Annotated in this window: 26 protein-coding genes and 1 tRNA gene; 11 read left to right on the top strand and 16 right to left on the bottom strand. The window is 59.5% G+C overall.

From position 1 onward, the window contains the following. Positions 1 to 4: 4 nt before the first annotated feature. The 5 genes from obgE to hspQ form a co-directional block, all read right to left on the bottom strand. Positions 5 to 1,045 (bottom strand): GTPase ObgE, encoded by a 1,041-nt coding sequence (gene obgE / locus BLS13_RS11915; protein WP_093452382.1) that lies wholly within the window; start codon positions 1,043 to 1,045, stop codon positions 5 to 7. A gap of 131 nt (positions 1,046 to 1,176) precedes the next feature. Next, a complete protein-coding gene (locus tag BLS13_RS11910) occupies positions 1,177 to 1,746 on the bottom strand; it encodes a GNAT family N-acetyltransferase (protein ID WP_093452380.1) in 570 nt (189 codons plus the stop codon). Between the two features lie 179 nt (positions 1,747 to 1,925). Then, positions 1,926 to 2,195, bottom strand: a complete 270-nt coding sequence (gene rpmA / locus BLS13_RS11905) for a 50S ribosomal protein L27 (RefSeq protein WP_093452378.1) — start codon at positions 2,193 to 2,195, stop codon at positions 1,926 to 1,928. Between the two features lie 31 nt (positions 2,196 to 2,226). After that, a complete protein-coding gene (gene rplU / locus BLS13_RS11900) occupies positions 2,227 to 2,523 on the bottom strand; it encodes a 50S ribosomal protein L21 (protein WP_037525731.1) in 297 nt (98 codons plus the stop codon). A 203-nt stretch (positions 2,524 to 2,726) separates the two neighbouring features. Beyond that, a complete protein-coding gene (gene hspQ, locus BLS13_RS11895) occupies positions 2,727 to 3,119 on the bottom strand; it encodes a heat shock protein HspQ (RefSeq protein WP_093452377.1) in 393 nt (130 codons plus the stop codon). A 121-nt stretch (positions 3,120 to 3,240) separates the two neighbouring features. Here hspQ and BLS13_RS11890 point away from each other — a divergent pair. Together BLS13_RS11890 and BLS13_RS11885 are read left to right on the top strand one after the other, a co-directional pair. Then, positions 3,241 to 3,330: transfer RNA gene (locus BLS13_RS11890), tRNA-Ser, on the top strand. Between the two features lie 229 nt (positions 3,331 to 3,559). Then, entirely contained in the window at positions 3,560 to 5,032 is a 1,473-nt protein-coding gene (locus tag BLS13_RS11885; RefSeq protein WP_176943563.1) for a tyrosine-type recombinase/integrase, read from the top strand. A gap of 33 nt (positions 5,033 to 5,065) precedes the next feature. Here BLS13_RS11885 and BLS13_RS11880 read toward each other — a convergent pair whose 3' ends face one another. Continuing rightward, a complete protein-coding gene (locus BLS13_RS11880; protein WP_093452373.1) occupies positions 5,066 to 5,335 on the bottom strand; it encodes a M48 metallopeptidase family protein in 270 nt (89 codons plus the stop codon). A 77-nt stretch (positions 5,336 to 5,412) separates the two neighbouring features. Continuing rightward, complete coding sequence (locus BLS13_RS11875) at positions 5,413 to 5,634, bottom strand: hypothetical protein (RefSeq protein WP_093452372.1); 222 nt, start codon at positions 5,632 to 5,634, stop codon at positions 5,413 to 5,415. Between the two features lie 79 nt (positions 5,635 to 5,713). On the opposite strand from BLS13_RS11875, the gene BLS13_RS11870 reads away from it, so the two are divergent. From BLS13_RS11870 to BLS13_RS20700, 5 genes are all read left to right on the top strand, one after another. Beyond that, positions 5,714 to 6,577 (top strand): hypothetical protein, encoded by an 864-nt coding sequence (locus BLS13_RS11870; protein ID WP_143011942.1) that lies wholly within the window; start codon positions 5,714 to 5,716, stop codon positions 6,575 to 6,577. 471 nt (positions 6,578 to 7,048) lie between these two features. After that, positions 7,049 to 7,426 (top strand): hypothetical protein, encoded by a 378-nt coding sequence (locus BLS13_RS20360; protein WP_143011941.1) that lies wholly within the window; start codon positions 7,049 to 7,051, stop codon positions 7,424 to 7,426. A gap of 1,516 nt (positions 7,427 to 8,942) precedes the next feature. After that, positions 8,943 to 9,500, top strand: coding sequence for a recombinase family protein (locus tag BLS13_RS11865; protein ID WP_093452368.1), 558 nt, complete (start codon positions 8,943 to 8,945; stop codon positions 9,498 to 9,500). Positions 9,501 to 9,760: 260 nt separating this feature from the next. Further along, positions 9,761 to 10,051, top strand: coding sequence for a hypothetical protein (locus BLS13_RS11860; protein ID WP_093452366.1), 291 nt, complete (start codon positions 9,761 to 9,763; stop codon positions 10,049 to 10,051). Positions 10,052 to 10,130: 79 nt separating this feature from the next. Further along, positions 10,131 to 10,277, top strand: a complete 147-nt coding sequence (locus BLS13_RS20700) for a hypothetical protein (protein WP_176943562.1) — start codon at positions 10,131 to 10,133, stop codon at positions 10,275 to 10,277. A 124-nt stretch (positions 10,278 to 10,401) separates the two neighbouring features. Here BLS13_RS20700 and BLS13_RS11850 read toward each other — a convergent pair whose 3' ends face one another. After that, on the bottom strand, positions 10,402 to 11,856 hold the full coding sequence (locus BLS13_RS11850) for an ATP-binding protein (RefSeq protein WP_093452364.1): 1,455 nt from the start codon (positions 11,854 to 11,856) through the stop codon (positions 10,402 to 10,404). Between the two features lie 426 nt (positions 11,857 to 12,282). On the opposite strand from BLS13_RS11850, the gene BLS13_RS11845 reads away from it, so the two are divergent. Next, entirely contained in the window at positions 12,283 to 13,503 is a 1,221-nt protein-coding gene (locus BLS13_RS11845) for a tyrosine-type recombinase/integrase (protein ID WP_093452362.1), read from the top strand. Positions 13,504 to 13,716: 213 nt separating this feature from the next. Here BLS13_RS11845 and BLS13_RS11840 read toward each other — a convergent pair whose 3' ends face one another. The 3 genes from BLS13_RS11840 to BLS13_RS11825 all read right to left on the bottom strand — a co-directional run bounded on the left by BLS13_RS11840 (position 13,717) and on the right by BLS13_RS11825 (position 16,345). Further along, positions 13,717 to 14,343 carry a BrnA antitoxin family protein gene (locus BLS13_RS11840; protein ID WP_093452361.1) on the bottom strand — a complete coding sequence of 209 codons (627 nt, stop codon included), beginning with the start codon at positions 14,341 to 14,343 and terminating at the stop codon, positions 13,717 to 13,719. Further along, positions 14,303 to 14,653 carry a BrnT family toxin gene (locus tag BLS13_RS11835; protein ID WP_256325839.1) on the bottom strand — a complete coding sequence of 117 codons (351 nt, stop codon included), beginning with the start codon at positions 14,651 to 14,653 and terminating at the stop codon, positions 14,303 to 14,305. Before BLS13_RS11835 ends, BLS13_RS11840 begins: the two co-directional genes overlap by 41 nt. 1,251 nt (positions 14,654 to 15,904) lie before the next feature. Beyond that, positions 15,905 to 16,345 carry a nuclear transport factor 2 family protein gene (locus BLS13_RS11825; RefSeq protein WP_093452356.1) on the bottom strand — a complete coding sequence of 147 codons (441 nt, stop codon included), beginning with the start codon at positions 16,343 to 16,345 and terminating at the stop codon, positions 15,905 to 15,907. A gap of 276 nt (positions 16,346 to 16,621) precedes the next feature. Here BLS13_RS11825 and BLS13_RS11820 point away from each other — a divergent pair, with 276 nt between their 5' ends. Next, positions 16,622 to 17,398: an SDR family NAD(P)-dependent oxidoreductase gene (locus tag BLS13_RS11820; protein ID WP_256325848.1), complete on the top strand. Its 777-nt coding sequence runs from the start codon at positions 16,622 to 16,624 to the stop codon at positions 17,396 to 17,398. A 98-nt stretch (positions 17,399 to 17,496) separates the two neighbouring features. Further along, positions 17,497 to 18,975, top strand: a complete 1,479-nt coding sequence (locus BLS13_RS11815; protein WP_093452353.1) for an aldehyde dehydrogenase — start codon at positions 17,497 to 17,499, stop codon at positions 18,973 to 18,975. Positions 18,976 to 19,113: 138 nt separating this feature from the next. On the opposite strand, the gene BLS13_RS11810 is transcribed toward BLS13_RS11815, so the two are convergent. The 4 genes from BLS13_RS11810 to BLS13_RS11795 all read right to left on the bottom strand — a co-directional run bounded on the left by BLS13_RS11810 (position 19,114) and on the right by BLS13_RS11795 (position 24,049). Then, a complete protein-coding gene (locus BLS13_RS11810; RefSeq protein WP_093452352.1) occupies positions 19,114 to 20,847 on the bottom strand; it encodes an N-acyl-D-amino-acid deacylase family protein in 1,734 nt (577 codons plus the stop codon). Positions 20,848 to 21,100: 253 nt separating this feature from the next. Then, positions 21,101 to 21,811 (bottom strand): dienelactone hydrolase family protein, encoded by a 711-nt coding sequence (locus tag BLS13_RS11805; RefSeq protein ID WP_218123279.1) that lies wholly within the window; start codon positions 21,809 to 21,811, stop codon positions 21,101 to 21,103. A 77-nt stretch (positions 21,812 to 21,888) separates the two neighbouring features. Continuing rightward, positions 21,889 to 22,752 (bottom strand): nuclear transport factor 2 family protein, encoded by an 864-nt coding sequence (locus tag BLS13_RS11800; protein ID WP_176943561.1) that lies wholly within the window; start codon positions 22,750 to 22,752, stop codon positions 21,889 to 21,891. Between the two features lie 319 nt (positions 22,753 to 23,071). Then, complete coding sequence (locus tag BLS13_RS11795) at positions 23,072 to 24,049, bottom strand: SDR family NAD(P)-dependent oxidoreductase (RefSeq protein ID WP_218123278.1); 978 nt, start codon at positions 24,047 to 24,049, stop codon at positions 23,072 to 23,074. Positions 24,050 to 24,455: 406 nt separating this feature from the next. Between BLS13_RS11795 and BLS13_RS11790 the strand changes: the two genes are divergently transcribed. Beyond that, positions 24,456 to 25,265: a TauD/TfdA dioxygenase family protein gene (locus tag BLS13_RS11790; protein WP_176943560.1), complete on the top strand. Its 810-nt coding sequence runs from the start codon at positions 24,456 to 24,458 to the stop codon at positions 25,263 to 25,265. Positions 25,266 to 25,345: 80 nt separating this feature from the next. Here BLS13_RS11790 and BLS13_RS11785 read toward each other — a convergent pair whose 3' ends face one another. Beyond that, the gene (locus BLS13_RS11785; protein WP_093452346.1) at positions 25,346 to 26,164 is read right to left on the bottom strand and encodes an SDR family NAD(P)-dependent oxidoreductase; all 819 of its coding nucleotides are present in this window, start codon (positions 26,162 to 26,164) and stop codon (positions 25,346 to 25,348) included. Positions 26,165 to 26,311 lie beyond the last annotated feature (147 nt).

The raw sequence follows: 26,311 nt of genomic DNA, 5'->3' as shown, positions 1-26,311 counted from the left end.
GGCCTCAGATTGGCGACCACGGCTCCGCGTCGGGGGCCGCGGCGGCAACCGACGCGGCCGTCGGCCCCAGCGCCTCGATGATCCGGTCGAGCACCGGCTCCAGCCCGGCGCCGGTAGCGCCGGACAACAACATCACTTCCGCGCCGCTGACCTTGGCGATCTTCTTGCGCAATTTCTCGACCGCCTTGGCATCGAGCGCATCGACTTTGTTGAGCGCGATGATCTGCGGCTTGTCGGCTAGGCCGGCGCCATAAGCGTCGAGTTCGCCGCACACGATATGAAAGGCGTCGACCGGATCGTCGCCAGTCGCATCCACCAGGTGGAGCAGCACGCGGCAGCGTTCGATATGGCCGAGGAAGCGATCGCCGATGCCGGCGCCGTCGGCCGCGCCCTCGATCAGCCCGGGAATATCGGCGACCACGAATTCGCGGCCCTTATGCGCGGCGACGCCCAATTGCGGGCGGATCGTGGTGAACGGATAATCGGCGACCTTCGCCTTGGCATTGGAAACGGCGTTGATGAAGGTCGACTTGCCGGCATTGGGGAGCCCCACCAGCCCGCAATCGGCGAGCAATTTCAGCCGCAGCCAGACCCACATTTCCTCGCTGGGCCAACCGCTGCCATGCTGGCGGGGGGCGCGGTTGGTAGAGGTTTTGTAGGTGGCATTGCCGCGGCCGCCATCGCCGCCGCGCAGGAACACGCGCCGCTCGCCGGGGGTCACGAAGTCGGCAAGCACCTCCTCCTTGTCCTCGGACAGGATCTGCGTACCGACGGGGACGCGGATGACGAGATCGTCACCGCCGGCACCCGTGCGATTCGATCCGGCCCCGCCTTTGCCGCGGGGTGCGCGAAAATGCTGGGTGTAGCGAAAATCGATGAGCGTGTTCAGGCCGGGCACGACTTCGAAGATGATGTCCCCGCCCTTGCCGCCATTGCCGCCGTCGGGGCCACCATATTCGATGAACTTTTCGCGCCGGAAGCTGACGGCTCCGGGGCCGCCCGTACCGGAGCGGATGAAAATCTTGGCTTGATCGAGAAAATGCATGGCCGCGCTTTATACGAATCGCGGATGAATTGAACCCTTGGCGCGCCTGATGTGGTCATCCGACATGCCAGGCAGACGTGAATCGTGCCTTGGTCCCTCTTCCCGGGATGGGGAGAGGGAAGGCTCGGCGCTTAGGCGGCCATCGCGCCTTCCTGATCATAAAGCGATTCGATCGGCGATTCGGCGCCCTGCGCGCCTGCCTCGCGCCGATATGCGACGCAAGGCTCGACGCTGCTGCGCGCGCGGCATGGGCGCATCGTAACATTGCCGGTCGGCACGAAGCCCAGCTTGCGCAGGACATGCCCAGATGCGGGATTGTCGGCGAAGTGCCCTGCGATCAGGTGCGGCAGGCGCAGGCTGTTATCGGCCATCGCGATGATTGCCCGGCCGGCTTCGGTGGCGAATCCCAGGCCCCAATAGGGCCGTGCGATCCAGTAGCCGAGTTCGACGCCATCGGCGGCTTCATCCAGTCCGATCGCGCCGACCAGGCGGGGGGCGCCGCGCGTGCGCGCGAAAATCAGCGCGTTGGGCAGCCGACCCTGTTCGCGCGAGAGGAAATCCTCCGCGTCGGACAGATCATAAGGCCAGGGCGCGCGCGACAGCTTGCTGACGACCGCGAAATCGCTGATCGCTGCGGCCAATGCGGGCGCATCTTCTCTCCAGGCCGGCCGCAGCAGCAGCCGTTCGGTTCTCGCGAACATGTGGATTCCTCCCTCTCTGGCTGTACAAAACGCGTCTAAACGCAATTGGTTACAGGCCAGCGACAAAAATGAGGGAGACCAAGAAAAAGGGAGCCGGTGCGACCCGTCTCCCTCATCATCCCGCTTGCGCGGGATTTTCGGGGTCGCCCGGATGGACGACCCTTATATGGTTCGTCCGATTATTCGGCGGCCAAAGCCGCCACGTCGACGCTGACATATTTCCGGCCGAGCTTGCCGTCGTGGAAGGCCACGCGACCGTCGCTGAGCGCGAACAGCGTGTGATCCTTGCCCATGCCGACATTGCGGCCCGGATATACGCGGGTGCCGCGCTGGCGCACGATGATGTTGCCACCGACGACGTTCTCGCCGCCGAACTTCTTCACGCCAAGGCGACGGCCGGCCGAATCACGACCGTTGCGCGACGAACCGCCTGCTTTCTTATGTGCCATATTCTATCTTCCTTTCGCGGTTCTGGCGGCTTCAGCCGATCGCGGTGATCTTGAGAATCGTCAGCTGCTGGCGGTGGCCATTCTTGCGACGATAATTGTGGCGGCGGCGCTTCTTGAAGACGATGACCTTATCGGCCTTCGCCTGCGCGATGATTTCCGCCGAAACCGTGAGGCCTTCGACCGACTTCAGTTCCGAACCCTCGCCGGCGAGGAGCACATCGCCCAGCGCAACGGTTGATCCGGCTTCGCCGTCGATTTTCTCAACGACGATCTTGTCTCCTGCGGCAACGCGATACTGCTTGCCGCCCGTGCGCACGATAGCGAACATGGCCCTCATCACTTCTTCAAAGCTGTTAGCGCGAACGCCATGGCTACGGCCATAAGCCCCCGCACGGGAAAGACCGGCTCGCTAAAGGCTGGTCGTGCAATTGTCAACCTGCGCGAGGGCCGAAAAGCCGGGTTCCGCGGTAATCAGGATGGTTCTTCAAGGGCGCCGGACCCGGATCGGGATAGCACCGGCCGAATCGGTGATCAGTGGCGATGCTCGCGGCGCAGGCGATAGCGGCCGTCGGCATAGCTATCGAACAGCCCATCGATCGCCGGATGATCGATCATCTCCTCGCTGTCGTCGCGCACCAGATTATGCTGGCTGACATAAGCGATGTAGCTGCTCTCGGCATTTTCGGCGAACAGATGATAGAAGGGCTGTTCCTTGTCCGGGCGGATATCCTCCGGAATCGCCTCATACCATTCCTCGCTGTTGGCGAAGACCGGATCGACATCGAAGATAACGCCGCGGAATTCGAACAGCCGATGCCGCACGACATCGCCGATCGCAAAACGCGCATGGGCAATGGGCGGGGCTTTGATACCGGGGAGGGCCGCACCCGCAGGGGTGGCCGTGGCTACGCTTTTTCCAATCACAAACGATAATGTAGGGAAGTCCACGCGACTTGCAAGCGGGCGCTTGGCAAGAGCGATTCCTTTCGCTAATGCCGCGCCTTCATCGACCGGTTGAGCCCTCGCGGCCTGCCGCAAGCCTCGCGGAGAGGTGCCAGAGTGGTCGATTGGGACGGTCTCGAAAACCGTTGTGCCGGTAACGGTACCGTGGGTTCGAATCCCACCCTCTCCGCCAACTCCTTCCTAAGGGGACGAGTTTGCTAAAATCCTTGGAAATCGCCGGTTTTCAGCGTTGATGTGCTACAAACTGGTGCTACAAATTGCGAATGTCTCCGTATCTTCGAAAGTCGAGTAACGGTGGTTGGGAGGTGCGCGTTGTTGTGCCTGCTGATTGTCGGGTGGCGTTGGGGCAATCTGCGCTGACGAAGCGATTGCCCCGCGTTTCCAATAGCGCAGCGAGCCGGTTGGCAGCGCCCATCGCGGCTGAATTTCTCGACCGCATCAACCGTGCGCGCATGGACAAGAGCAGTCTGCCATCAATCCATCGTGATCACGCGAATTCCCTCATTAAGCCAAGCGAAGCCCGTCGGGCGATCGAGCAATGGCAATTGGGCGAAACGGCGCGATTGAAGCTCCTGATTTTCAACGGTCTCGACCCAGACCCAGAGCCCGACCGGTCGACAGATTTGCCGCGTTGGATAACATGGCGGGCTGCAAAGTCTCGTGAGCGCGGCCGACTGGCGAATGAGATGTGGACCGAAATTCAGGGCTTCGATGACCGCCTGATTGGCGCTCTGGCGGCGGCCGGAATATTAATTGATGCCAGCCACACCGCTATGGATCGGCTTCGATGCATGTTTTGTGAGGCGAGCTTGGCCGTTTTTGATGGGACCCATCCATCCATCACCGGAGAAGACGAAGAATTTTTCGAGGAGGCTCCGGAGGCCGAGACGAAGACGGTGGTCCCGTTGATGGATGTGTTTGCGGATTATGTCGGCGAGCGGAAACCTGCCCCGTCGACGGTGAAGCGCTGGCGCCCGGTGATTCGCGCGCTGATCGCGCAGTTGGGTCATGACGATGCGAGCCGAATAACCACTGCCGATCTCATCGCTTGGAAAGATCGCCTCCTTAAGCAGCCAGGCGGAAGAGGTGTGCCTATGGCCGCAAGGACGGTTCGTGAAATCCACCTGGCGGCTGTGAAGGTCGTTCTTGGATGGGCTGTCGAGAACGGCCGAATTCCGCTCAATCCGGCGGCGGGCGTGAACGTCCGCGTGCCAAAGGCGACGCGCCTCCGAGCGAAAGAGTTTAACGACGACGAAGCGAGAAAAATCCTCCAGGCGGCGTTGGCCGCTGGGCAGGGCCGCATATCAGCACAACACATGTTGGCCCGGCGGTGGGTGCCTTGGCTTTGCGCCTACACCGGTGCTCGCGTCGGAGAGATTACTCAAATGCGAGGGCAGGATGTCAGTCAACGTGATGGCGTCTGGACGATCCGAATCACTCCTGAAGCGGGAACCGTCAAAACTGGCGCTGCCCGTATTGTGCCTATCCATGATCATTTGATCGAGATGGGCTTTTTGAAGATTGCCAGGGCGTCTGAGGGGCCGCTGTTCTACGACCCGAGGAAGGGGCGGGGCGGCTCGGCCGGAAATCCGCAGTCTAAAAAGGTCGCCGAGCGGATTGGTGCGTGGGTCCGCAAGCTTGGCGTTTCTGACTCGTCGATCCAGCCCAATCATGCCTGGCGACATCTCTTTAAAAGCATCTCGCGGCGGGCAGGCATGTCGACGCAAGCCTGTGACGTGATCCAAGGTCACGCCGCGCGGACCGAAGGGGAGGCCTATGGAGAATGGAGGGCCGATGTGCTCGCGATTGAGATGAGCAAATTTCCGAGGTTCCACTGGGAAATGCCAGACGCCGATCGTGCGGGTTTGGAATAACTTGCGCGCAAGGCGATCAGGATCATGTTGTAATTAATCGCGATCGCATTCGAGAAATTCTGCGGACAAATCGGATTGGTGCCTGTCCAGCCAGGCCTTAGCAGCGGCGTATCCCGGAGCCAGTGAGGTCAAAAAATTCCAGAATTCCGGCTCATGTGACCGGTGCCGGAGATGCGCGAATTCGTGCGCCACCACATACTCCAGCACCTTCTTCGGTGCGAAGATCAGGTGCCAGTTTATGAGGATGTTGTCCGCCGCGCCCCAAAGATGGCGTTCGAGTTCCGCTAGCGTCAGTTTGCTCATTCATGCCCCGTCGCCATTTTCTGGCACAATAGGACAGGTGCGGCGGCGATTGAAGGCTGAACCGAAAAGCGAGTCCGTCAGGCGTCTGGCGACGATTTCCAAGGTGGCGTTTCGAGCCGTTGTTCGCGCGCCTCCAACGCCTCCTCCAACAAAACCCTTACGAAATCGCCCTGTCGAACCGTGCCCCGGAGCGCATCGATACGCGCCTTGGTTCCGCTTTTTGCGCGGAAATGAATGGCTTCATCAAAGACCTTGGGCTTCGTCACAAAACCCGAGATAGCGGTATCGCTTTCTTTCATCCAGACCTCATTATTGCACGGCGTTGACGCTATAAGCGATACCGGTTATATAAGCGGTATCGCTTATAGGGGCAAGGTTTTGGCGACCCACAAAATTCTCATCAGCATTCCAACCAACGGAAATCCCGCGCAAATCTACGATCAGGTCGCGGCCTATAACGCGGCGATGGCCGGGAACTGCACGCACATTGTCCATGTGTCGCGCGATGCTGCGCAGTCTGGAGCAATGGCGGAGTCCGGCGCGCTCAGGCTAAGCAGCTTCGAGAACGTCCTCCTCAATGACCGGCACTATTTCTCCAGGACGCCGTCGATCCTGGGCATCCACGTGATGAACGTCGAATTCGCGGTTAGGCTCGGAATCGCGTTCGATTATGTCTATCTCCATACAGCCTCGGACCTGCCATTTCGCCGCAATCTCGACGTTCATATTGCGCAACACGACTTCGGCATGGGACCGTCCAGGCGCGTCGATGCGACCAAGCAGAATGGTTGGAATCCGGCAGTTGCGGATCACCGCGACATTCACGTGCTGACTTCGTATTTCGGTGCGGATGCACCGATTTACACGACAAGGACGGAAGGCTTCTTCGCACGGAGAGACCTGTTTTTCGAGGTCATGTGGTATGCAAAAGTCCACGTCCCGTTTGAGCGTGAGAACATCTGGCGCGGCAATTATCCGTTCGAAGAATTTCTGCTGCCGACGGTTGTCGAGCACGTCTTGGGCAAGCGCAACCTCCGGCGGACACGGCATGCGGTCCACACGACGACCTCGGATCGAAGCTTTGCGCTGAAAACTCGGGAGCCCGTAAGCGAGCGGCATATCTCGCTCCTGGATGGCCTCGATCGAGCGATCTTCGCATTCAAGTTCGCGCCAACCGACCTCGCCTCCCCGGTCCGAGTTTGGGTGCGTCGGCGACTCGGCTACGAGCTACCAGTCCAATGAAGAACAAAAAATCAGGCCATATCCGTCCGACTTGTCTATGCGGGTCGCACGCGATCTGTTGGTGGACGTGCTCTTCGGCGCCGAGCGCGTAGCCCGCCGACAGACTGCCGGAACGATCGGCCTGCACACGCCACGCGACGACGATATGTCGGCATGGACTTGGCACAAACAGGGCCAGATCGTTGGCTGGAGACCCGCAGCATAAATACCTGCACGACACTTAACGCAGGTTTTTATGACATATCGAGAAATTGCCCGGCGCCGAACCGAGCTTCCAACCCCTCCTTTTACACACCCCTATTTGACGAAAATTTGGATCGACCCCGTCGATGCTGTGCGATTTTTCGCTACGATTGACGGCAGCGAGCACTATCGAATTTACGAACATGATCGCTCTCATGCGGATGTCCACGTCGTGTTGTTGGCGTGCTCGACTGAACTCGCGCGGGATCATCTTAGACGGGAGTGGATGTGACTTCGATACATCAGACCTATTGCTTCGATCGCTCGCGGCGCGAGATTGGAGAAAGATGGATTATGGAGCGCTGCGGTAGCCTCGTAACGATGCCCATCGTTCACGGAGCGGCCCTCTATGTGGAAGCCTGCGACACGGGAAAACTTTGCATCAAAGCTGGGGAACCGGAATGGGAATCGATCAATGGTGTGTGGATGGCTGTTGGTGATGAGAGAGAAATTTTGGATATACTCAAATGGGTTGTAAATTTAGCGCGATTTCATGGGTTTAGACCGAACCTTCGAGCATGTGTGGATATTTTGGTGACTTGCGAGTTCGATAATGCTGAAAGTATGCGTGAATTTGAATCGACGTTAGGCGCAAGTCCAATTTGATTTTCCTCATAAAGCGGCATGTGATGTCCGTATTTATCGCTAAATATTGACCTAAATCATATTTCAGTATAAATATATGTGAAATAGCTCAGGAAGCATTTAGGGCGCACTTCCCGCCCAAACCAGCCCGTGACCTTGGAAGGCGCCGCCGTAATTGGATTGGGGCCGTGGAGCGGAGATGGATCGGTAGAGCAACCGCCTGGCCCCGAGCACTGCCAGGTAAAATAAAGGTGCGATCACAAGAGGAGAGCCATGTTGAATGGACATCTCTCCGCATCCGAATGGTCAGATCGACGCGGCGTTTCGGATGAGCTTCATGAAAATGATAACCGTTGTGGCCAGAGAGGGCCAGGGACAGGCGAGCTAATACAGGGACCGGGCAACCCCCTGTCGCGCTATAGACGCGCATGTCGCCAGTGTTCGATGTTACGCCTGCTAGTTGCAGAGGTCCCCCTTCCAAGTTACCTTGTTGCGCCTTGGCCCAACGGAAGCGGCAATTTGGAAGGGGGAGAAACTTCGTTGTCCAACGCTGTTGCAGCCCGATAAACCGCTTCGCGTTGAATATTAGATTCTGGTTCATTTATGCCGATTGAAAACTGCTGCCGACGAAATGTTGAGCGCGCTCGTCGCGCGAAACAGTTCAAGGAAGCCGGTCGCCTGAGCGGCGCGAAGGCGAGCGCAATGAGATGTCCCCCGAATTTTGCTGCCGTCTCGCGTCCGATGATCTCGACAGATCAGACGCGCCCGATTATCTCGCGATAAAATTCGCGAGATAATCGTTGTCTGATATCGATTTTTCGGCGCTCATAAGAGCGGCACGCAAGCGTTTGGTGATCCCGCGCGAGGTTTCCGGAGGCGCCCGATAGCGTCGCGCCTTTGGCCGTTGAAGTGCGATCTAATTGGATCGCACTTCCACATCGCGCTATGATCACATTGGCAGATCATAGGTATATAGGCAGATGGGAGCGCGGTTTTCGCATGCGACTGTTGGGCGTAACTGGGGCGTCTTTTGCGGGGTCATAGAGCAAATTGTTGCTCCCGTCATATACAACCCAGTGCCAAACGTTCTTGTTCGGACCCATGCGACCGCATTTGACGATGGAAAGCGTAGTTATCGCCTCCCACGACCGATGGCGGTGAATGCGATCAGCATATGCGATGTCCAGATCATCTAACGCTTTTCGCAGGTGGTGCCAGTGCGTGTAAAGGACGTCGATTTTGCCAGGTCCAAAAATTAATTCGACGGCCTTCAGATATGCGCCTCTTTTTGATCTCGACAAACGAGTGCCTGCGATGATTGCAATACATGCAGGTCCACAGCCTGTGCTTTTGTTCTCTTGGCGGACGAATCTAACCTTGCTCATGGCATGTGGTTAACCATCGCGCAGTGTCTCAACAAGGTAACCTCTGGCGGGGCATTCAATGAGACATCCTAGGCGTCTCGTATGGATCGCTATTCCATTTATGGAACATATGCGGTATAGGGCTTTAGAGCCAACTGAGACAGGAGACCGCATTGGGGAAGACGTTGGGCTATGCCCGAATCTCAACGCACGACGGTCAGGACATTGCTTCGCAAAAGACGGCCTTGGAACGCCTAGGCGCACTCGTGGTCTTTGCTGACATCGGGAACGGTTCGTCGCTTGATGGCCGAGATCAACTAGAGGCCGCCATTCGCTTGTTGGAACCAGGGGGAACGCTACTCGCACTCCATCCCGACCGCCTCGCCAGGGATACCGGTGACTTGTTGACCATCGGCAAAAGGGTGGTCCAGAAGAAGGCGATTCTCAAAATCCATGATCCAGCGATCACGTTTGACGGCAGTGATATGATGGGAGAAATTCTCCTGACGCTGTTTGGGATGGTTGGTTCGATCGAGAAGCATTTCATCAGAGCACGTCAACGTCGCGGGATCGAGGCCGCCAAGCGGCGCGGAGGCGTCTACAAGGGGCGCCCGGCTACAATCGACCCTGAAGCGGTGAAAGAGCTTCATAGGGCGGGAATGGGGCCATCGGCGATTGCCAGAAAGCTGGAGATCGGTCGGGCATCGGTATATCGGGCGTTGGCTGCCTAAACGGCAATCTGCAGTGAGATATCGATGGATTGGACAAAGGAAAAAGGAGAGGTTTTTTTGTTGGCCTGATCTTTCATGCTGGCGGAGGCCCGCACGTGAGCAGGTTGCGTGGCGAAGGCCGCCACATTTCTTAAAAGGCGCCGAGCCGGAGTCGAAATATCCGCTGACAGCATTTTTTGTTACCGAAACGAATAAGCCATTGGTGTTCGCATTGATGCATGTGTAGCTGATTCCGCCTCACTCAAGACGACGGAGGCCACATGAATTACGATACACGGTTCGCTCTTATCGATGCCGATGGCGACGAACGCTTCGCAGCAATCATCAAAGGCACCTACCAGATCGGCAAGGAATCTTCGAGAAGGCCGGTGAGCATCCACGATTTCGCCAAAGCAATTTTGACTGAAGGAGAGGGTGGTCGTTTCGTCTCCGGTGACGGCCGCAAACATGGCATTTTGAAATTCAGCGGTCACGCAAGGCAAGCGGTCTCATATAGGTTGAACTCGGCAGTGGCCGCCCAGCTTGGCCTCACAGCCTTCGGCAAGAGATAGGCGTTAACAATCTGCTTGGGAGGCCATGCGATGCGCATGGCTTCCTCTTCTCGGCGAGGTGATTTCCTACGGAGAGATTTTGCGCGATCTCTACGGCGAGATGATGCGCAATGATCTGCGGATGCAGGTTGCGGAAGTTTCCTCATTTGCATTCCAAAAGCAGGCCATAATTTTCCTTTTGCGTGGGCGCGACATGGATAGCTTGGAAAATGAGAGGCGCGATTGACGAAGTGGTCAAATCTTTAAAGCCAAACGGGTTTTAAAATTATCATTGAATATCAATAGGTTAAATTCATGCCGATGGGCAGCCTACGCGGATTTCACGTCACTCATCAAATCATGATCAAATCTTATGCCCAGAATGGCAGGTAGCCGACCTTTGGGTGTTTTATATCGGCATACCTAATTATATTCCGATCCAAAGCCTGTCGGATCACTCCAGAAATTTGGGCGGCATTCTGACTCTCCACGCCAAACCGTTCACGCAGAGTGCTATTTTTCATGCGGTCACCGCTCACATAGCGAAGGACCGCGTGCTGATAACACGCTCGGACCCGTTCTTCGCCCGTCATCTCTGAGAATTTGCGGGGTGAAAATAGGGTGACGCGAGTAGCGTTATCCTCGGCTCTAAAGTCGGGAGGAGGCAATTGAAAAAACTCCACAGAGGCGATGACCTTGTCAATCCCGGTGCCCTGTTCCTCACATATGCGCATCCGGCGCATGAGCGCCGCCAACGCTTCGTTTCGGGATCGTGGAGGAGAATCAATGAAGCGATCGGGATTGATCAACGGAATGCCGGGATTTGTGATTTCCAACCTGTCAGTAAACAGTTCAATGAGAGGGCCAGCACCGCTAATCGTCATATCTTGGTGAATGAGCGCGTTTGCGATCAATTCACGGATAGCAATTTCCGGAAACAACGGGTGTTCGCTCCGGAGGGCGGAGCCGATGTGCTCATTTTTAGGCAAAACCCCGTTAATGAATTCGATCAGGCCTCTAAATCCGCTTGCATATCCCCGCTGTCCATCCCGCCGATTTGTAACGGAAGCGGCTCGATTTTGGCCATTATAGGAAACAAACCGAACAGCCTTTCGGGCAATCGAGGGAGCAAATGCATCGAGCTTTTTTGCGGTGAGGATTGCACCAAGATTGGTGATATTCCAACGTCCACCCACGTCACCTGCTATAAGCCTATCGGCTGCCAATCGGTCGAAGATACCTGCTCGGTTGTCCGGAAGCGGCTGCTCGGTCAATTCAAAATAGCTCGTATAATCGAGCATGGACAGAACGTCGTCGCCAGTGACGAATTGCGCCGCGATGCCGTCCTCCCACGCGTAAGGCTGTAATTTTGCCCAAAGCGCCTTTTGTCGTTCTGGGTGGTCAGACAAGCGAGGAGTCGCGCTTCCAATGCGAATATAGGCCGTTCGTTCATATTCTACCGGAGCCGTCGTAGCCGCCGGAATTTCCAGCAGCACGACTCTTCCGTCAGGGTGATCGATTTCTCGAAAAGAAAAAGGAACGCTCGGCTGCAACCGCTGTGCGAGATAGAATTCGAGAGGTTGCCCCTTCGCCTTTTCTGCGCTTGGCCGAAAATGAGCGCCCACGACAGCATGGTCGGCATCTCTGATTCCCCAAACGATATAAGCAAAATGCTCATTCGCGAGGCGGGCCGCGTTTGCTAAGGCCGAAACGCGAACTCCGATCATGTCAGGATCAAAATTATTCTCTTTGAACTCGATCCAGGAGGTTTCGGCCGGTCGGTCACGTAGATCGTCAATAAGGGCGATGGTGCGGAGATCAGTCATTGGGCACGTCCTATAGCCCCGTTGGCGTGTTGTGGCGCATGTAATTGCAAAGGCGCTCTCATAGCACGACAATCCGCGACGATAAGTGGTTGCCCATCGCCCTGGATATGCTCGCGACTCATTTGGCATCGGTCATTTTTCGAGCGCGTGCGATCCGTGAGAAGCGCGGCAAATTTCTTCGTCAAATGCTCCCAATTATGCTACAAAACCGCTACAATGCTCGGAGGAATCAGACGATTTTTCAGTGACTTTTATGCGAGGGAGATGTGTCCCACCCTCTCCGCCAGCAACTCCTTTGTTGGGTATCGCCAGCCGCCGCGAACCACTCAATAAACGCTGAGTTTCGGTGGTTATGGCTCCGCCCCTTTTCGTTGACCTTCGCGTGCATTCAGCTCATCGTGTGGGGAACGATGTGGGGAGCCGAAGATGGGAACTCTGTCCGCTACAGGCATTCGCGCAATCAAGACACCCGGGCGTTATCACGATGGCGGCGGGTTGATGCTGGTCGTCGGGAAAAACTCCCGAAGCTGGATAGTTCGGATCAAAGAGCCTGGTCCCGCTGGCCGCCGGCGTGACATCGGCCTCGGATCGGCCGCGCTGGTGACTTTGGCCGAAGCGCGCGGCGCGGCGGTGATGGTACGGAGGCAAGTTCTCGCGGGGATCGATCCCGTCGTTGAGCGTCGCCGCGCGCTCGAGCAGATCCCGACATTCCGAATCGCGGCAACGAAGCTGCACGGTGAACTGAAGGCGAGCTGGAAAAAGGACGGCAAGCACCACGACCAGTGGCTCTCAACGTTGGAGACGCATGTTTTCCCATCGCTCGGCGATCGCCTCATCGATGGGATCACCGGCGGCGATATTCGTGACGTTCTTCTGAAGTCAGTCGATGACAAGCGCGGAGCCTTATGGCTTGAGCTGCCTGAAACGGCCCGCCGGGTCCGCCAGCGGATCGGCGCCGTGCTCGATTGGGCGCGCGCCAATGGGTTCCGGGAGACGGAAGCGCCCTTGCGATCGGTAAATCGGACCCTCCCGCGCCAGCCGAAAAGCGACGGCCACTTTGCAGCGATGGCCTTCAGCGAGGTGCCCGATTTTATGAAGCGCCTTCGCGAACGTGATGCATCGTCACGGTGGGCTGTCGAGGCCGCTATTTTGACGGCGACGCGGTCCGGCGAGATCCGCGGTGCGCGTTGGGTAGAATTCGATTTCGAGGCAGGAACCTGGACTATCCCAGCCAATCGGATGAAGGCGGGGAAGGTGCATGTCGTGCCACTCTCCGCCTCAATGCTCGCGCTGTTGAAGAAAGCGAAGAAGGTCGCAACCGGAGACTATGTCTTCCCGGGGCAGAATCTCCGCAAGCCCATGAGCAACATGACCATGACGAAGTTGCTGCGCGATATGGGCGTCACCGATACCGTGCATGGCTTCCGAAGCGCCTTTCGGGATTGGGTCGCTGAGGAGACGACGTTCCCAGCCGAAGTCGCGGAAGCGGCCCTGGCGCACGCCGTCCCGGACAAGGTGGTCGCGGCCTATAAGCGCACCGACTTTCTCGCCAAACGGCGCCAGCTCATGGCCGAATGGGCGTCATATTGTGAGGGAGCCAAAGCGAAGGTGGTGCGGTTGCCCCGCCGGCCGGCGGTGAAAGGTTGATACGGCAGAGGTTTCGACGGTCGCCGACCTTGCGAGACTGTCAAACTCGATGTCGAAGCCGAAGTGGAAATACGCCCATTCGAGCAATTGACAGATTTTTTCATCTCGCCGTGCGCAGCGGGCAATGGCCGCGCGCGCTCACCGCGGACGACGTCTTGATCCTACCGGTTAGCGGCTATTCTGCCCAGCCGCCGACTGGGCAGAATAGCACTGTTATCTATGCGACAGTTTGGCGACGCGCTGCGCTGCTTCCTGCAGCTTGCCAAGATTGGTAAATCCGCCGGCAGCCTCGATTCTAGCGAATGCGGCGCGCGCATCGTCGATCGATTTGGAAATAACATCCATGCCGCCGATCGCTTCCACCTTCGCCATTGCCTCCGCTGCTGCTTCACTGGATCGCTTGACGAATTCCGCCCCGCCGGCAGCCTCAATGGAGGCTTGCACACTCGCCATCTGGAGTTGCATCGCCCGGACGATCCCTTGTGTCGCGTCTGCCCTCTCCCGCAGGGATTGCGCGAGTTTCATGGGCGCATCATCAACTGTGCCGAGGTTGATCGCGGCCTGGCGAAGCGCTTGCTCCATTTGGGTATGCCAGCCGGCGCCGGTTGCCTTGAACGCCTCGATGACCTCGAGCGGTAGCCGAAGCGACTGTTGCACCTTTGCGCCGCCGCCTTTCGGTGGGCGGCCGCGGCGCTTCATCGTCGACGTCGCCTGGCGGTGGACGGTATCCCCGATCCGCACCTCGGCATTGTCGAAGAAATGATCATCCAGTTCGGGCGCGTCGTCGCGATCGAACTCCTCACCGGAGCCGTTCGCCGAACTTGGTCTGTTCTCGCTCATTGGCTTTCCTCAGAGAAATGATCCGGCGCGTGGCCTCCCGATCGGTGTAAACGCAAACGACCATGCGGCCGTCCATCAGCCCAAATGCGATGTAACGATCTTCTCCATAGTCCGCGCGATCGTCCAACATGATCAGCGTGGGGCCGGCGAAGATCTCCGCCGCATCGGCCATGTCCAGCCCGCGCTCCTGAAGGGTTGCTTCGCGCTTGGCTGAATCGAAGCTGATGTCCATGGGAATTATGTAGCAGCGTAAATCGTTCGGCGCAACGATTATTGTAGTAGCGAAATCCAAGGCCCGTGCCAGCCGCATCCGAAATGCGCCTCAGGTATGACCGTCAATGCTTCAGGATTGCAATTATGAGGGCGGCGATCGCGCAGATCAGCGATCCCACAGATATGGGCAGCGAAACGGCGGCGGGCGTCGCCCATGCATCGCGCCGTCTCAGTTCACGCTCCAGGGCTATCCTCGTGCCGCGGTGGAGATCGCCGGCGAGAAATTCGTGAAGCCCGCTATCGGACAGACCGCGTATGCCGCGCCGATTGTCGGGCGCAAATCGGATGTCCAACTCCGCGTACCAATCGAAGTCCTTCTCGTATCGGCGCTCACGGGCGACCTCAGTCAACCAACGATCCGGAATTCGCCACATGGGGCGACGGTATGGTCAACTTATCTCGAAGTCGATCGGAGGCGTCGCGGCCTCCCCCCGAAACCGGCGAACTGCTCGACCGGCGCAAGCGCCTGCATCTCACAGTGAATCGTTCTAAGCTCGACAAGGCAATCGAGTATCGCGAACGAGACCTCGGGCGCAAATTCCTCAGCCGCGACCTCTCCAGTCGCGTCAGTCCTTCGTTCGACCTTCGCGATAAAAGGAACTTCAGCTGACCCGACCCGACCCCGGATTCTCGATTTGTTACGGCGGAGACATGGGGGGAGGCCACTCGAAATTGATACAATCCGGCCGCTTCGCTGGGCGATCCCGTGTTTAAAATGCGGTCTCCAGCCGCTTCGCTAAGCCGACACCAGAGGTAGGACCCGTTGCCAGCGGTGAGCCTGTCGTGGCATCATGAGGGATGGGCAAGGCATCTCGCAGACTACTCACGGACCCCGACCTAGAAATGGCGCTCGAGGGTGTTGTCGGCAGGGTGACCCGCCATCTCCTGATGATTGTAGGCGCTGCCACAATTTTTGTCGTAGGTCTGCTGTGCTTCGTGGCTTTGCTCAGCCGTTGAGCATACACCCGGCCGTCTGGTTCGCATCAGAAGTTGTTGAGCGTCAGGTATTGCGTGGCGCCGGTGGCCGGCTGCGATGCGAGCGCGCCCAGACCTGTAGCGAATCACGGGCATCGGTTCGTTAACCATCGGCGCGGGGGCGAGATGCAATCAATTGCATCAATTCCCTGTAATATCGGCCACAGGCTCGCTGCAACTTCGCGCAAACTCCGATCCTCCGCGCCCCCTCCAGTATCGCAGGGCGATGGAGCGGAATTATTGGTCTGATGCCGGAACTGCTTAAACGGGTTTGGCGGAATGGGTGGAATACCCGCACGGGAGGCGGGTGCGTCTATCGGTCTATATCTATGTGCAGTCGGGTTAACTTCAGATAGGCGATGCGCCAGCGACCGTCAGGTCCGCGCACATAGCGTTCGTGATAATGGCCGAAACCGGTGTGGCCGGCATTGCCGATCTGCAGCTTGCGGTCCTCGGTCCATACCACCCGGTCCTGCATCGCCCAGATAACCTCGGCGACGTTACCGACGATCGTCATCTCCGGCGAATGGACCTGATGCACGGTAACCTGGCCCGCGAGTGCGCCGCTTATCATCCGGATCATCGCGTCCCGGCCCTTGATGAGCGTACCGCCCGAAGGCCGCATATCGAGTTCCATATCCTCGGTGAACAGGTCCGCATATCCATCCCAGTCCTTGGTATCGAGCATGCGGCAACATGTCGCCTTGACCTGGCTGATCGCGACATAGGCCTCCAGTTGGGCAGTATCCGGCATTGCTCTCTCCCTCCGGTTCGCCGGCGCGGTTGGCCACGCCGTTGGTGATATGGTGCCGGTGCCGGATGGCATCTCAAACCTCCGGCGCCGACATGGGCCATTGTGTATCCGGCCACGCCGGGCACGGTCTTCTGTTGACAAAGCTATGGCGTGAGCAATAGCTATTTCTAAGAACTATAATACTAGATATTTCGCGCGGCGACGGTGGATGGCGGGCGGGTGATCCGGAGTCAGGGCCGTCGCAATTCATAATGATGGAGAGTGATGGTGAACGAGATGTTCTCGCTTGAAGGCAAGGTTGCCCTTGTGACCGGTAGCGGTCGGGGCATCGGCGCGGGGATCGCGCGCATGTTCGCCGAGGCCGGTGCGGCCGTCGCGATCACCGGGCGGACCGCGTCCGAGGTCGAGGCGACGGCGGCGGCCATCCGCGAGAGCGGCGGGCGAGCGGCGGCCTTTCCGGTCGATATCGCGGACGCTTCGGCTCTGCCGCCGCTGATCGACGCGATCGTCGCCGAATTCGGCGGGCTCGACATTCTCGTGAACAACGCCGGCGGCGGCACGTCGACGGCCTTCGTGGACACCACGATCGAGGAACTCGAAACCCACTTCCACCTGATCGTGTCGATCTCGTTCGAGCTTGCGAAGCTGGCACTTCCCCACCTGTTGGTGCGGCCGGGTGCTTCGATCATCAATATCCTCTCGCCTGGGGCATATAAGGCGACCCGCGGCAACCTCTCTTATTATGTCGCGAAGTCCGGCCTGTCGCACATGACCAAATTGATGGCGGCCGATCTCGGGCCGCGGGTGCGAGTGAACGCGATCATTCCCGGCCCCATCGAAACGCCCGCGTTGCAGCAGGTCTTTGCGGCGCGGCCGGAAATCCACGAGGTCGCGGTGAACTCCACCAGGCTGCGGCGCATCGGCACGCCGGATGAGATCGGATATGGCGCGGTCTATCTCGCGTCGCCCGCAGCGGCCTTCGTCACCGGGGCGATCCTGCCGATCCACGGCGGCGACGTCGAAGAGGGACGCCAGATCTCTCCCGATCTTTGATTGAGCGCACATATTCGGCCGAGATCGTTCGATCTTCGGCTACCGGCCTCGCTCGCTGACGGTGCGCGGTTCACGATTGAAAAGAACAGGAGAGTTCGATGTCGACCATCACAATGCCCTTGAAGCACCCGGGTAAGCTGTTCTTTGGAGGGGAGTGGATCAGTCCGTCCACCTCGAGCATGATCGACGTCATCGATAGTGGCACCGAAGAGCTGTTCGGTAGCGTCGCCGAGGCCCAGGAAGCAGATGTTGATCGCGCCGTCGCTGCTGCGCGAAAGGCGTTCGATACCGGGCCCTGGCCCCGCCTCAGTCATGCGGAGAGGGCGCAATATCTCAGAGCGATTGCGACGGAGATGGATGCGCGCGCCGAAGACACCGCATTGATCTGGACGGTCGAGTCGGGGTTTCTCCACGGCATGGCGAAGATGGGCGCGAAAGGCGTGGCGAGCATCTATAATTATTATGCCGATCTCGCCGGCACATTTCCGTTCATCGAACAGCGCCAACCGGGGCCGGGGAGCGGAAATGTCGGACTGCTCGTGCGCGAGCCGGTTGGCGTCGTCGCGGCGATCATCCCCTGGAATGGCCCCGCCTCGACAATCGCCTATAAGATTGCGCCGGCGTTGATCGCGGGATGTACCGTGATCGTAAAGCCTTCCCCCGAAGCGCCTGGCACGGCTTATGTGCTGGCGGAAATCTGCGAAAAGATCGGTCTGCCGCCGGGCGTCGTGAATGTGCTCACGGCCGAGCGGGAGGTGTCCGAAAAGCTGGTCCGTCATCCCGGCGTAGATAAGGTGACCTTCACCGGGTCGACCGCCGCCGGGCGTCGGATCGCTTCGGCCTGTGGCGAACGGATCGCGCGCTGCACGCTCGAGCTCGGCGGGAAATCGGCGGCGGTGATCCTGGACGATTATGATGTCGAAGTGGCGGCGAACACGATCGCGCGCCTCGCGCGATTGATGACCGGTCAGGTCTGTTCGTCGCTCACCCGGATCATCGTGACCCGGGATCGCCATGATGCGCTGGTCGATGCGCTCAGCCAGTCGTTCGGTGACACCAAAGTCGGCGACCCGTTCGACGCCACCAGCCAGATGGGACCGCTGGCGATGGAGCGTCAGCGCGATCGCGTCGAAGGCTACATCGCCAGGGGCAAGGCCGAAGGCGCCACGCTCGCAACCGGCGGCGGGCGGCCGAAGCATCTGAACCGCGGCTATTATATCGAGCCGACCGTGTTCGGACATGTCGATAATCAATCGACCATCGCGCAGGAAGAGATTTTCGGCCCCGTTCTCAGCGTGATCGCCGCCGACAGCGAAGCCAATGCCATCGCGCTCGCGAACGACACGATCTACGGGCTCAATTCATCGGTCTTCACCAACGACATCGACCGCGCCTACGCCGCGGCGCGCGAACTGCGGTCGGGCACCGTGGGGCATAATTCGCTGCGGTGGGACTGCAACATCGCCTTCGGCGGCTTCAAGCAATCGGGGATCGGGCGCGAAGGCGGGACGGAAGGGCTGCTGCCGTTCCTCGAGGCCAAATTGCTGCTGCTCGATGCCATGCCGTCAAAGCTGTAGGGGCGGCCCGCCCACGATTGAAAGAGGTGACCCAAGTTAGGGGCCGGGGCGCCTTTGCCCCGGCCCGCACCTGGGATTCCTAGGCGAGCAAGTCGCGACGCGCTTGACAGGAGCGCGTCGCGGCCTGGCTGCGCGGTGTTAAGCCGCCTTCGGTGCAGGTTGGCGTCCGCGGATAAGGCGACCCGGCAGGTGGCCGGTCTCCTTATCGTCCCGACGGGTAATCTCGCCGCTGACGATCGTGGCGCGATAGCCCTTCGTCGGCATGACCACCCGCCCTGCGCCGGCCGGCAGATCCTTGACCAGCAACGGCCGGTAAAGCGTGAAGTTGTCGAGGTCGATCACATTGAGATCGGCCTTGTAGCCCACCTCGATAACGCCGCGGTCGAGCATGCCGGCGGTGATCGCCGGATCGAGGGTGATCATCTTGATGCCCTCGGGCAGCGATACCGAGCGCCCGTGGCGGCCCTTGATCCAGCGGGTAATCATGTACGACTGTGCGCTCGCGTCGCAGATCTGCGTGGAATGTGCGCCGCCATCGCCCAGCGCCAGCACCGTGTGGGGGTGCTTCATCATCTTTTCGATGGCATCCATCGCCTGATCGACCATCGTTGTCGACGGCAGCATGAACATCGTCAGCCCCTCGTCAGCGATCAGCCGCTCATAGGCATATTCCTTGGCGGGAATACCAAGCTTTTCGGCCATTCCGGTAAGGCTGTTTTCGGGGAATGGCTCGAGCTCGGGTTCGACCTCCCTGAGTTCATAGATCCGCTCGAGCATCGTATAGGCTTTCGACGCACGATGGTCGGTGATCGTGGGGAATTCGTCGAGGATCGCCTTGCGAACTTCGGGCTTCCGCATTTCCGCCACCCGCTCGGGCAACGGCAGATCAGCGATCTTTTGATAGCTCGGGCAGAACGCGAACGGGTGTCCAAACACCGACAGTCCGAAGATGGTGGTTGTCGGGCGGCTCAGCACCTGGCCTCGGATCTCCAGCCCTTCGTCATTGGCCTTCTCGATCATCTCCATCGTCTTGACGTGACGCTTCAGATTGTCGTCTTTCTGCGTCATCGTGAAGGAGACCGAGCAGCCGGACTCGCGCGCCATCGACTCCATCAACCCGAATTCGCCCTCATGGTCGCCGAAATCGGTGATCAGCTGGATGGCCCCGCCACCACCGCGCTGAACCCCCTTGGCGATGCCAACCAGTTCCGCCTCGGTCGCGTCAAGGCTGGCGGGTTTCCAGCCATCGCGGCTCTGGTGATGCGAGGTGCGCGATGTTGAAAAACCGATCGCCCCGGCGCGAACCGCCTCCTCGGCGATCTTGCCCATCTTCTCGATTTCCTCGGGGCTGGCGGCCTCGCGATGGATCCCGCGCTCACCCATCACATACGCGCGCAGCGGGATATGGCCGATATGCGCGGCGACATCCATGTCCAGGTGACGCGCGGCCACGGCATCGAGATATTCGGGGAATGTTTCCCAATTCCACGGGAGGCCGGCCTCCATCACTTCCTTGGGGATGTCTTCGACGCCTTCCATGAAGTTCAGCATCACAGCCCGCGTCTCGGGCTTGCACGGGGCAAAGCCGACGCCGCAATTGCCGATCAGCGCGGTCGTCACACCGTGGTTCGAAGACGGCTTCAGATGCGTGTCCCACAGGACGTGACCGTCATAATGGGTGTGAAGGTCGACGAAGCCCGGGGTCACGATGCAGCCGGTGGCATCGATTTCCTCCTTGCTGGATCCGCTGACCGTGCCGACCTCGACGATCTTGCCGTCCTTGATCGCGACGTCTCCCTTATAGGGCTCGCCGCCCGTACCATTCACGATCAGGCCATTGCGTATGATGAGATCGGCGGTGATGTTCGACATGGGAAAATTTCCTCCACCTATAACGGATCCGGCCGCGCCACGACTCCGGATCCACAGCCCTAATAATATAATCCTCTAGCGGATTGACGGACGGTATCAAGCGCGATCGATGAGGCTGAGCGGTCGGCAACCCGCCCCCCGGGAACTTTGCGAAGCTTCACCGCCACGTTCGCCGGATGATCTTAGGCTTCGGCGAGTCGAACCCCCGCTCCGGATGATGGCATCCAGAGCGGGGCCGCTTGCGGTGCGCCGATCAGCTTTGGACGTGGGCGTCGAGGAACTGCACCGTCTTCGCCCACGCATCCTTCGAAGACGCGGCGTTGAACGAACTGCGATCGTTGCAGTGGAAGCCGTGATCGGCTTCGGGATACCGGTTCACCTCGGTATCGACAGCGGCGCTGGCGGCGGCTTCGCGCAAGGCATCGACTTCGGCAACAGGGATGCTCTGATCGAGATCTCCGAAATTGCCGAGCCAGGGGGTTTTCAGAGACGGCGCCTGATCGACCAACGCGGGCAGACCGAAGCGACCCTGCGCGATACCGCCACCGTAAAAGGTGACCGCGGCGCCCAGCGCCCATTCGGCACCGGCGAAGAACGAGATTGTACCGCCCATGCAGAATCCGATGATCGCAACCTGCCTGCCCGAAAAGCCGGCCGCGGCAAGGAAATCGAGCGTCGCCTTAAGGTCCGATTCGATGTCGGCCCGGTTGAGCTTCATGATATGGGGCACGACCTCCGGCATCTTGTCGTAGGGGATCAGCGGGTCGCCGGTGCGGTGGAACATGTGCGGGGCAACCGCGACATAGCCTTCCGCGGCGAGGCGCTTGCAAATGTCCATGATGTGATCGGTGATCCCGAAGGCTTCCTGGATGACAATGACGGCACCCTTCGGCGTTCCGTCCGGCTTCACCTCGTAGATCTTCATTTGCGAGCCGCTGCTATCGACCGTATGGGTACCAGACATTCCAAACTTCTCCTGAATATGAATCAATCAATGATCTGGACGTTGACGCATAATCTGCGCATTCGTCCGGTCGAGGGTCACATGGTGGGCAGCGGATGCTCGCGGGCCTCGACCGGGTCCGTTCCCGCGCCGGTGCGCACCCAATATTTCCGATCGGGGTCGATCGAGTTGAGATCTGCCGTGCAGAAGGCCAGCGTCCGGCCCGAACTCCGCTCTTCGACCTTCCATTGCAGCTCGGCGAAGATGTACCAGCTCTCGGCGACCCGGTTCACGAGTTGCACGTCGAGCACGCGATACTTTGCGAACAACCGCGTATAATGGTCCCTGATCGCCGCATGCCCTGCGACGTTGAGCAGGCTCGATTCGTCGGTAAGGTAGTTACGGATGGCAATCGCCGCGTCATCCATGTGCGCGGCGACGATGCGATCGACGTCCTCCGCACGCAGCGCTGCGATATAGTCTTCATGTTCGGCCAGCACGGCCATGCGGCGCAACGGCAGGCGACCCTCTTCGGCGGGTTCCGTGCCATCCGGCATGCGTCCCACGGTGCCGACCTGCAGCTCGCCGAGGATACCGTCAACGCCGACGGGGAACATCACGACGGTTTCGCCTTTTCGCATTTCCCCGGTTGCGGCGATCTTGAGCTGCGAAATGCCCTGGGACATCATGTACCAGCCGGTACGGATCTCGAGCATCGGCTCCCAACCGTGGATCTCGAGGTCGCTGCGCAATTCCTCATAGCGCTGACGAACTTCTTCGATCGTGACGCCGGTGCGGAAACGATATGCGCCGCCATGGGCTTCGGACGGCAGCGCCAGGGTCCAGGCGATCGGCGCGCCTGTCGCGAGTGTCTCGGCGATCTGATATGGGTCCTGCGTGAATTCCGCGAAGATATGACGCCAGCTGAGATCGCCGGCACGTTTGGCCAAATATGCATGCATGACCGCTTCTTCACTCAGCGATTGTGCGTTCGCCTGGGCCATTTTATCTTTCCTCTCTATGATCCAGTTCGCTGCTCTAGCATCTCGTTGCGCGAAATACTCGCCCGTTACCGGTGCAATTTTTCCTGCCCGCGTCACGAGGCGATGGCCAGGTTCACCTGACGGTTCGGGTCAGTCGCCCACCTCGTTTGCCGCAGCCAGGCCGATTGCGTGGCGCGGTTCCTGATCGCAAATCCCGCCCGATCCGGGCCAACGTCCATTCAGGAGTTTTCGGCGTCTCAGGACGATGAGGTGGGCGCCCCCTTGCTCCGGATAGGGCTTAGCTTGCCGCTACCGTCGGCAATTCGGTTCCATCGCGTTTGGCGATCCGCTCGGCGATCGAGCGGAGTTCATCGTAGATCGAATTTGGGACGAGGAACGAGCTGCGATCCTCGATCTCGTCCAGATGGTCGGCGATGTCCTCCGCAGTGGGGCAGGAGTCACGCTCGCTGAGCCAACCGTCAGTGACGCCGACGAAGACGCGTGCGTAGCGACCACCGCCGCCGGAGAAAGACTCGCCGGAAACGGTGCAGGCACTGCTCGCCAGATAGGTCGGCAGCGGCACCAACCGTTCGGTGGTCGCTTCCTCCGGGATCGGGCGCGGAAGGCCGGTCACCTTATAGTCCTCCATCATCGCCGGCGGAAATGACGCCTGATATTTCTGCACGCTGGATCGGGCGATCGGCATGAGGCAGTTGGCGAGGATACCATATTGGCGCCCTTCGAGCGCGAGGGTCCGCCCAAGCCCCATAAGACCGGCCTTCGCCGCCGAATAATTGCTGCCGAAGCGCCGCCCGAACACGCCGGTGCTGGAGCTGCAGAGCACGATACGACCATAGCCCTTTGCCTTCATGATCTCCCATGCCGGCTGGGTGACGAAGAATGCGCCGCGGAGATGGACGTCGAGCACCGGGTCAAGCTGGTCGATCGTCATCTCTTCATAGAGGACGCTGCGCCAGGTGCCGGCATAGTGCAGAATGGCGTCGACCGTTCCGAAATTATCCAGCGCGCAATCGATGATTGCCTTACCTCCCTCTGGCGTTGCAACCGAATCGTGCGAAGCCACCGCTCGGCCGCCCTCGGCCAGGATTTCGGCAACGACGTCGTCGGCGGAAGGGCCTTCGGGCCGGTCCAGCCCGCCAACGTCATTGACCACCACGGAGGCGCCGCGCCGCGCCAGTTCCAGCGCCTGGACTCGGCCGATGCCGCCGCCGCCGCCGGTAACCACCGCGACCTGACCTTCAAACGATATCTTCACGCGCCTCTCCCTGGCTGCTTGCCGAAATGAACCGCGACGATGCAGTCGGCTCGTGGCCGGTTGGCTGCAAATATCCTCGCCCCCCTGCCGCCGCGGCAGCAAGTGAATATCTAGTGCTATAGTTCTTATAAATGGGTAGGCCGGCTGCGATGTCCGTGTCAACGGCAATGTACGCGTGATGCCCCCAGTAGAGATATGCCGATGTCCGTCAGGCCGGGAAATGAGGCCGACGTACGCGGGCATCTCATTTCGTCGCAGCTAAGCATTTCAAGCAATTGGGGAAGGAAAACGGCGAATGCCGATTGACACCGTTGAGGAGCGGTGTGAAACCATGCTAACAGTTAGTGTAGATTCGATGGAAGGGCGTGCCCGTGATCGTGCGAGGCGTGTCCAGTGGAGAGATGTCTTGCTGAATACCATTGATTTGACGCCGGCGATCGGTTCCGAGGTCGTGGTCGACCCCCAGGCGCTGCTGGAGGGGGCGTATGCGGATGAGTTTCGCGAGCTGCTGATCCGACGGGGCGTGATCGCGATAAGGGGCGTCGACTTCGACGACGACCAGCTGCGCGCGCTGACCGCGACGATCGGCGAGGTCCGGCAGGGCGCGCTCTACGAGAATAAGGGAATGCTCGAGGTCGTCCACATCCCGGGCAGCTATTTCTGGCACGTCGATGGCACCTATACCGAGATGCCGCCCTTTGCGACCTTGCTGGCCGCGCGCGTGGTTGCACCGGAGGGCGGCGAAACCGAATTCGCCAACACCTATGCTGCCTTCGAGGATCTTCCGCTGGATGAGCAGGAGTATCTGTCGACGCTCGAGGTGGTCCACACGATGAAGGCGGCGCATAATTATGCCGTCCCGGAACCGTCGGTGGAACGTTTCCAAACCTGGCAGGGGCATCGCGGCGTGCGGCCGCTTGTATGGCGACACAAATCCGGTCGCCGATCGCTCGTCATTGGAGCGACGGCGTCGCACATCGTCGATATGCATTTCGTCGACAGCCACGAGTTGCTCCAGCGGCTGCTGGCGCACACGACTCAGGACAAATACGTCTATAAGCATCGCTGGAAAGCGCGCGACGTGGTGATCTGGGATAATACCGGCACGATGCACCGGGTGCGTCCATTCGATCTGAGTTCCGGGCGGCGAATGCATCGTTTCGCGGTTGAAGGGACCGAGCCGCTTGCCACGGCGTTGCAGCTTGGTGCGGCCTGATAGGGGCGCCGCTCGCAAGACTTCGACAGCGGCTGGGCGGCTGAAAAATGCCCTTTCACCCTCCGCCGGAGCGGCCCGCCTCAAAGCCGGGTCGTGCTGCCTCCGTCAACCGGGATCATCAGGCCGGTGAGATAGCGTCCTTCATCGCTCGACAGGAAAGCTACGGTATGGGCAACATCCCAGGCATCGCCCTGGACATTCAACGGGGTGCCGCTGAACCGCGGATTCGCGGAGAGGTCGATGCCCGATCGCGCAATCAGTGCCCGGCGCACTGGTGTGTCGACCATCCCCGGCGCCACACAGTTGAAGCGGATGCCTTTCTCTCCAAAACTATTGGCGAGGCTGGTGGCCAAGCCCATCAGCCCAGCCTTCGAAGCGGCATAAGCCACCGGGCCGGGTCCCCGCATTGCGAGGATCGAAGAGATATAGACGACCGATCCGCCGCCGGCCTTTATCATCGCGGGAATGACCGCCTGGGACAGCATCAGCGGGACGATGAGGTTTACCGCAACGACCGCCTGCACGTCTTCCTGCGTCGTTTCGAGAAACTTCGATTGTGCATAAGCCGCGGCGTTGTTGACGAGGATGTCGATGCGGCCGAAGCGGTTGAGCGCTTCACTTGCTATCCGCTGGCTGGATGACGGATCGGTGAGCTCCAGCGCCAGGACAGCGGCCTCGCCGCCTTCTTCCTCGATCATCCGGCGGGTTTCGATCGCCCGATCCTCGTGGCGATCTACCAGCAGTATGGCGCATCCCTCTCGCGCCATCTGCACGGCGATGGCTTTCCCGGTTCCCACCAGGGAATCGCTGTCCGAGCTCTTTGATCCTGCACCGGTCACGATCGCAACCCGGCCTTTCAGTCTTCCGCCAGCGCTTTTGCGCGATTCTAAGCCTTTCATATGTCGATCTCCCAATTCGGTATGATTGTTTCCGGCCTTCTTGGCTGGGGTGGGCGTGGTTCGCGCATTCGATTCCACGTTTGCGGGCCGCGTGAGAGCGGGCAGGCGCCCCAAAAACAAGGTGTAACGCTCGCTCGCGAAAATACA

The organism is Sphingomonas sp. YR710, from assembly GCF_900101455.1.
Lineage (GTDB): Bacteria > Pseudomonadota > Alphaproteobacteria > Sphingomonadales > Sphingomonadaceae > Rhizorhabdus.
Note: the sequence above shows the minus strand (reverse complement) of the source record. Positions and strands in the feature narration are given on the sequence as shown.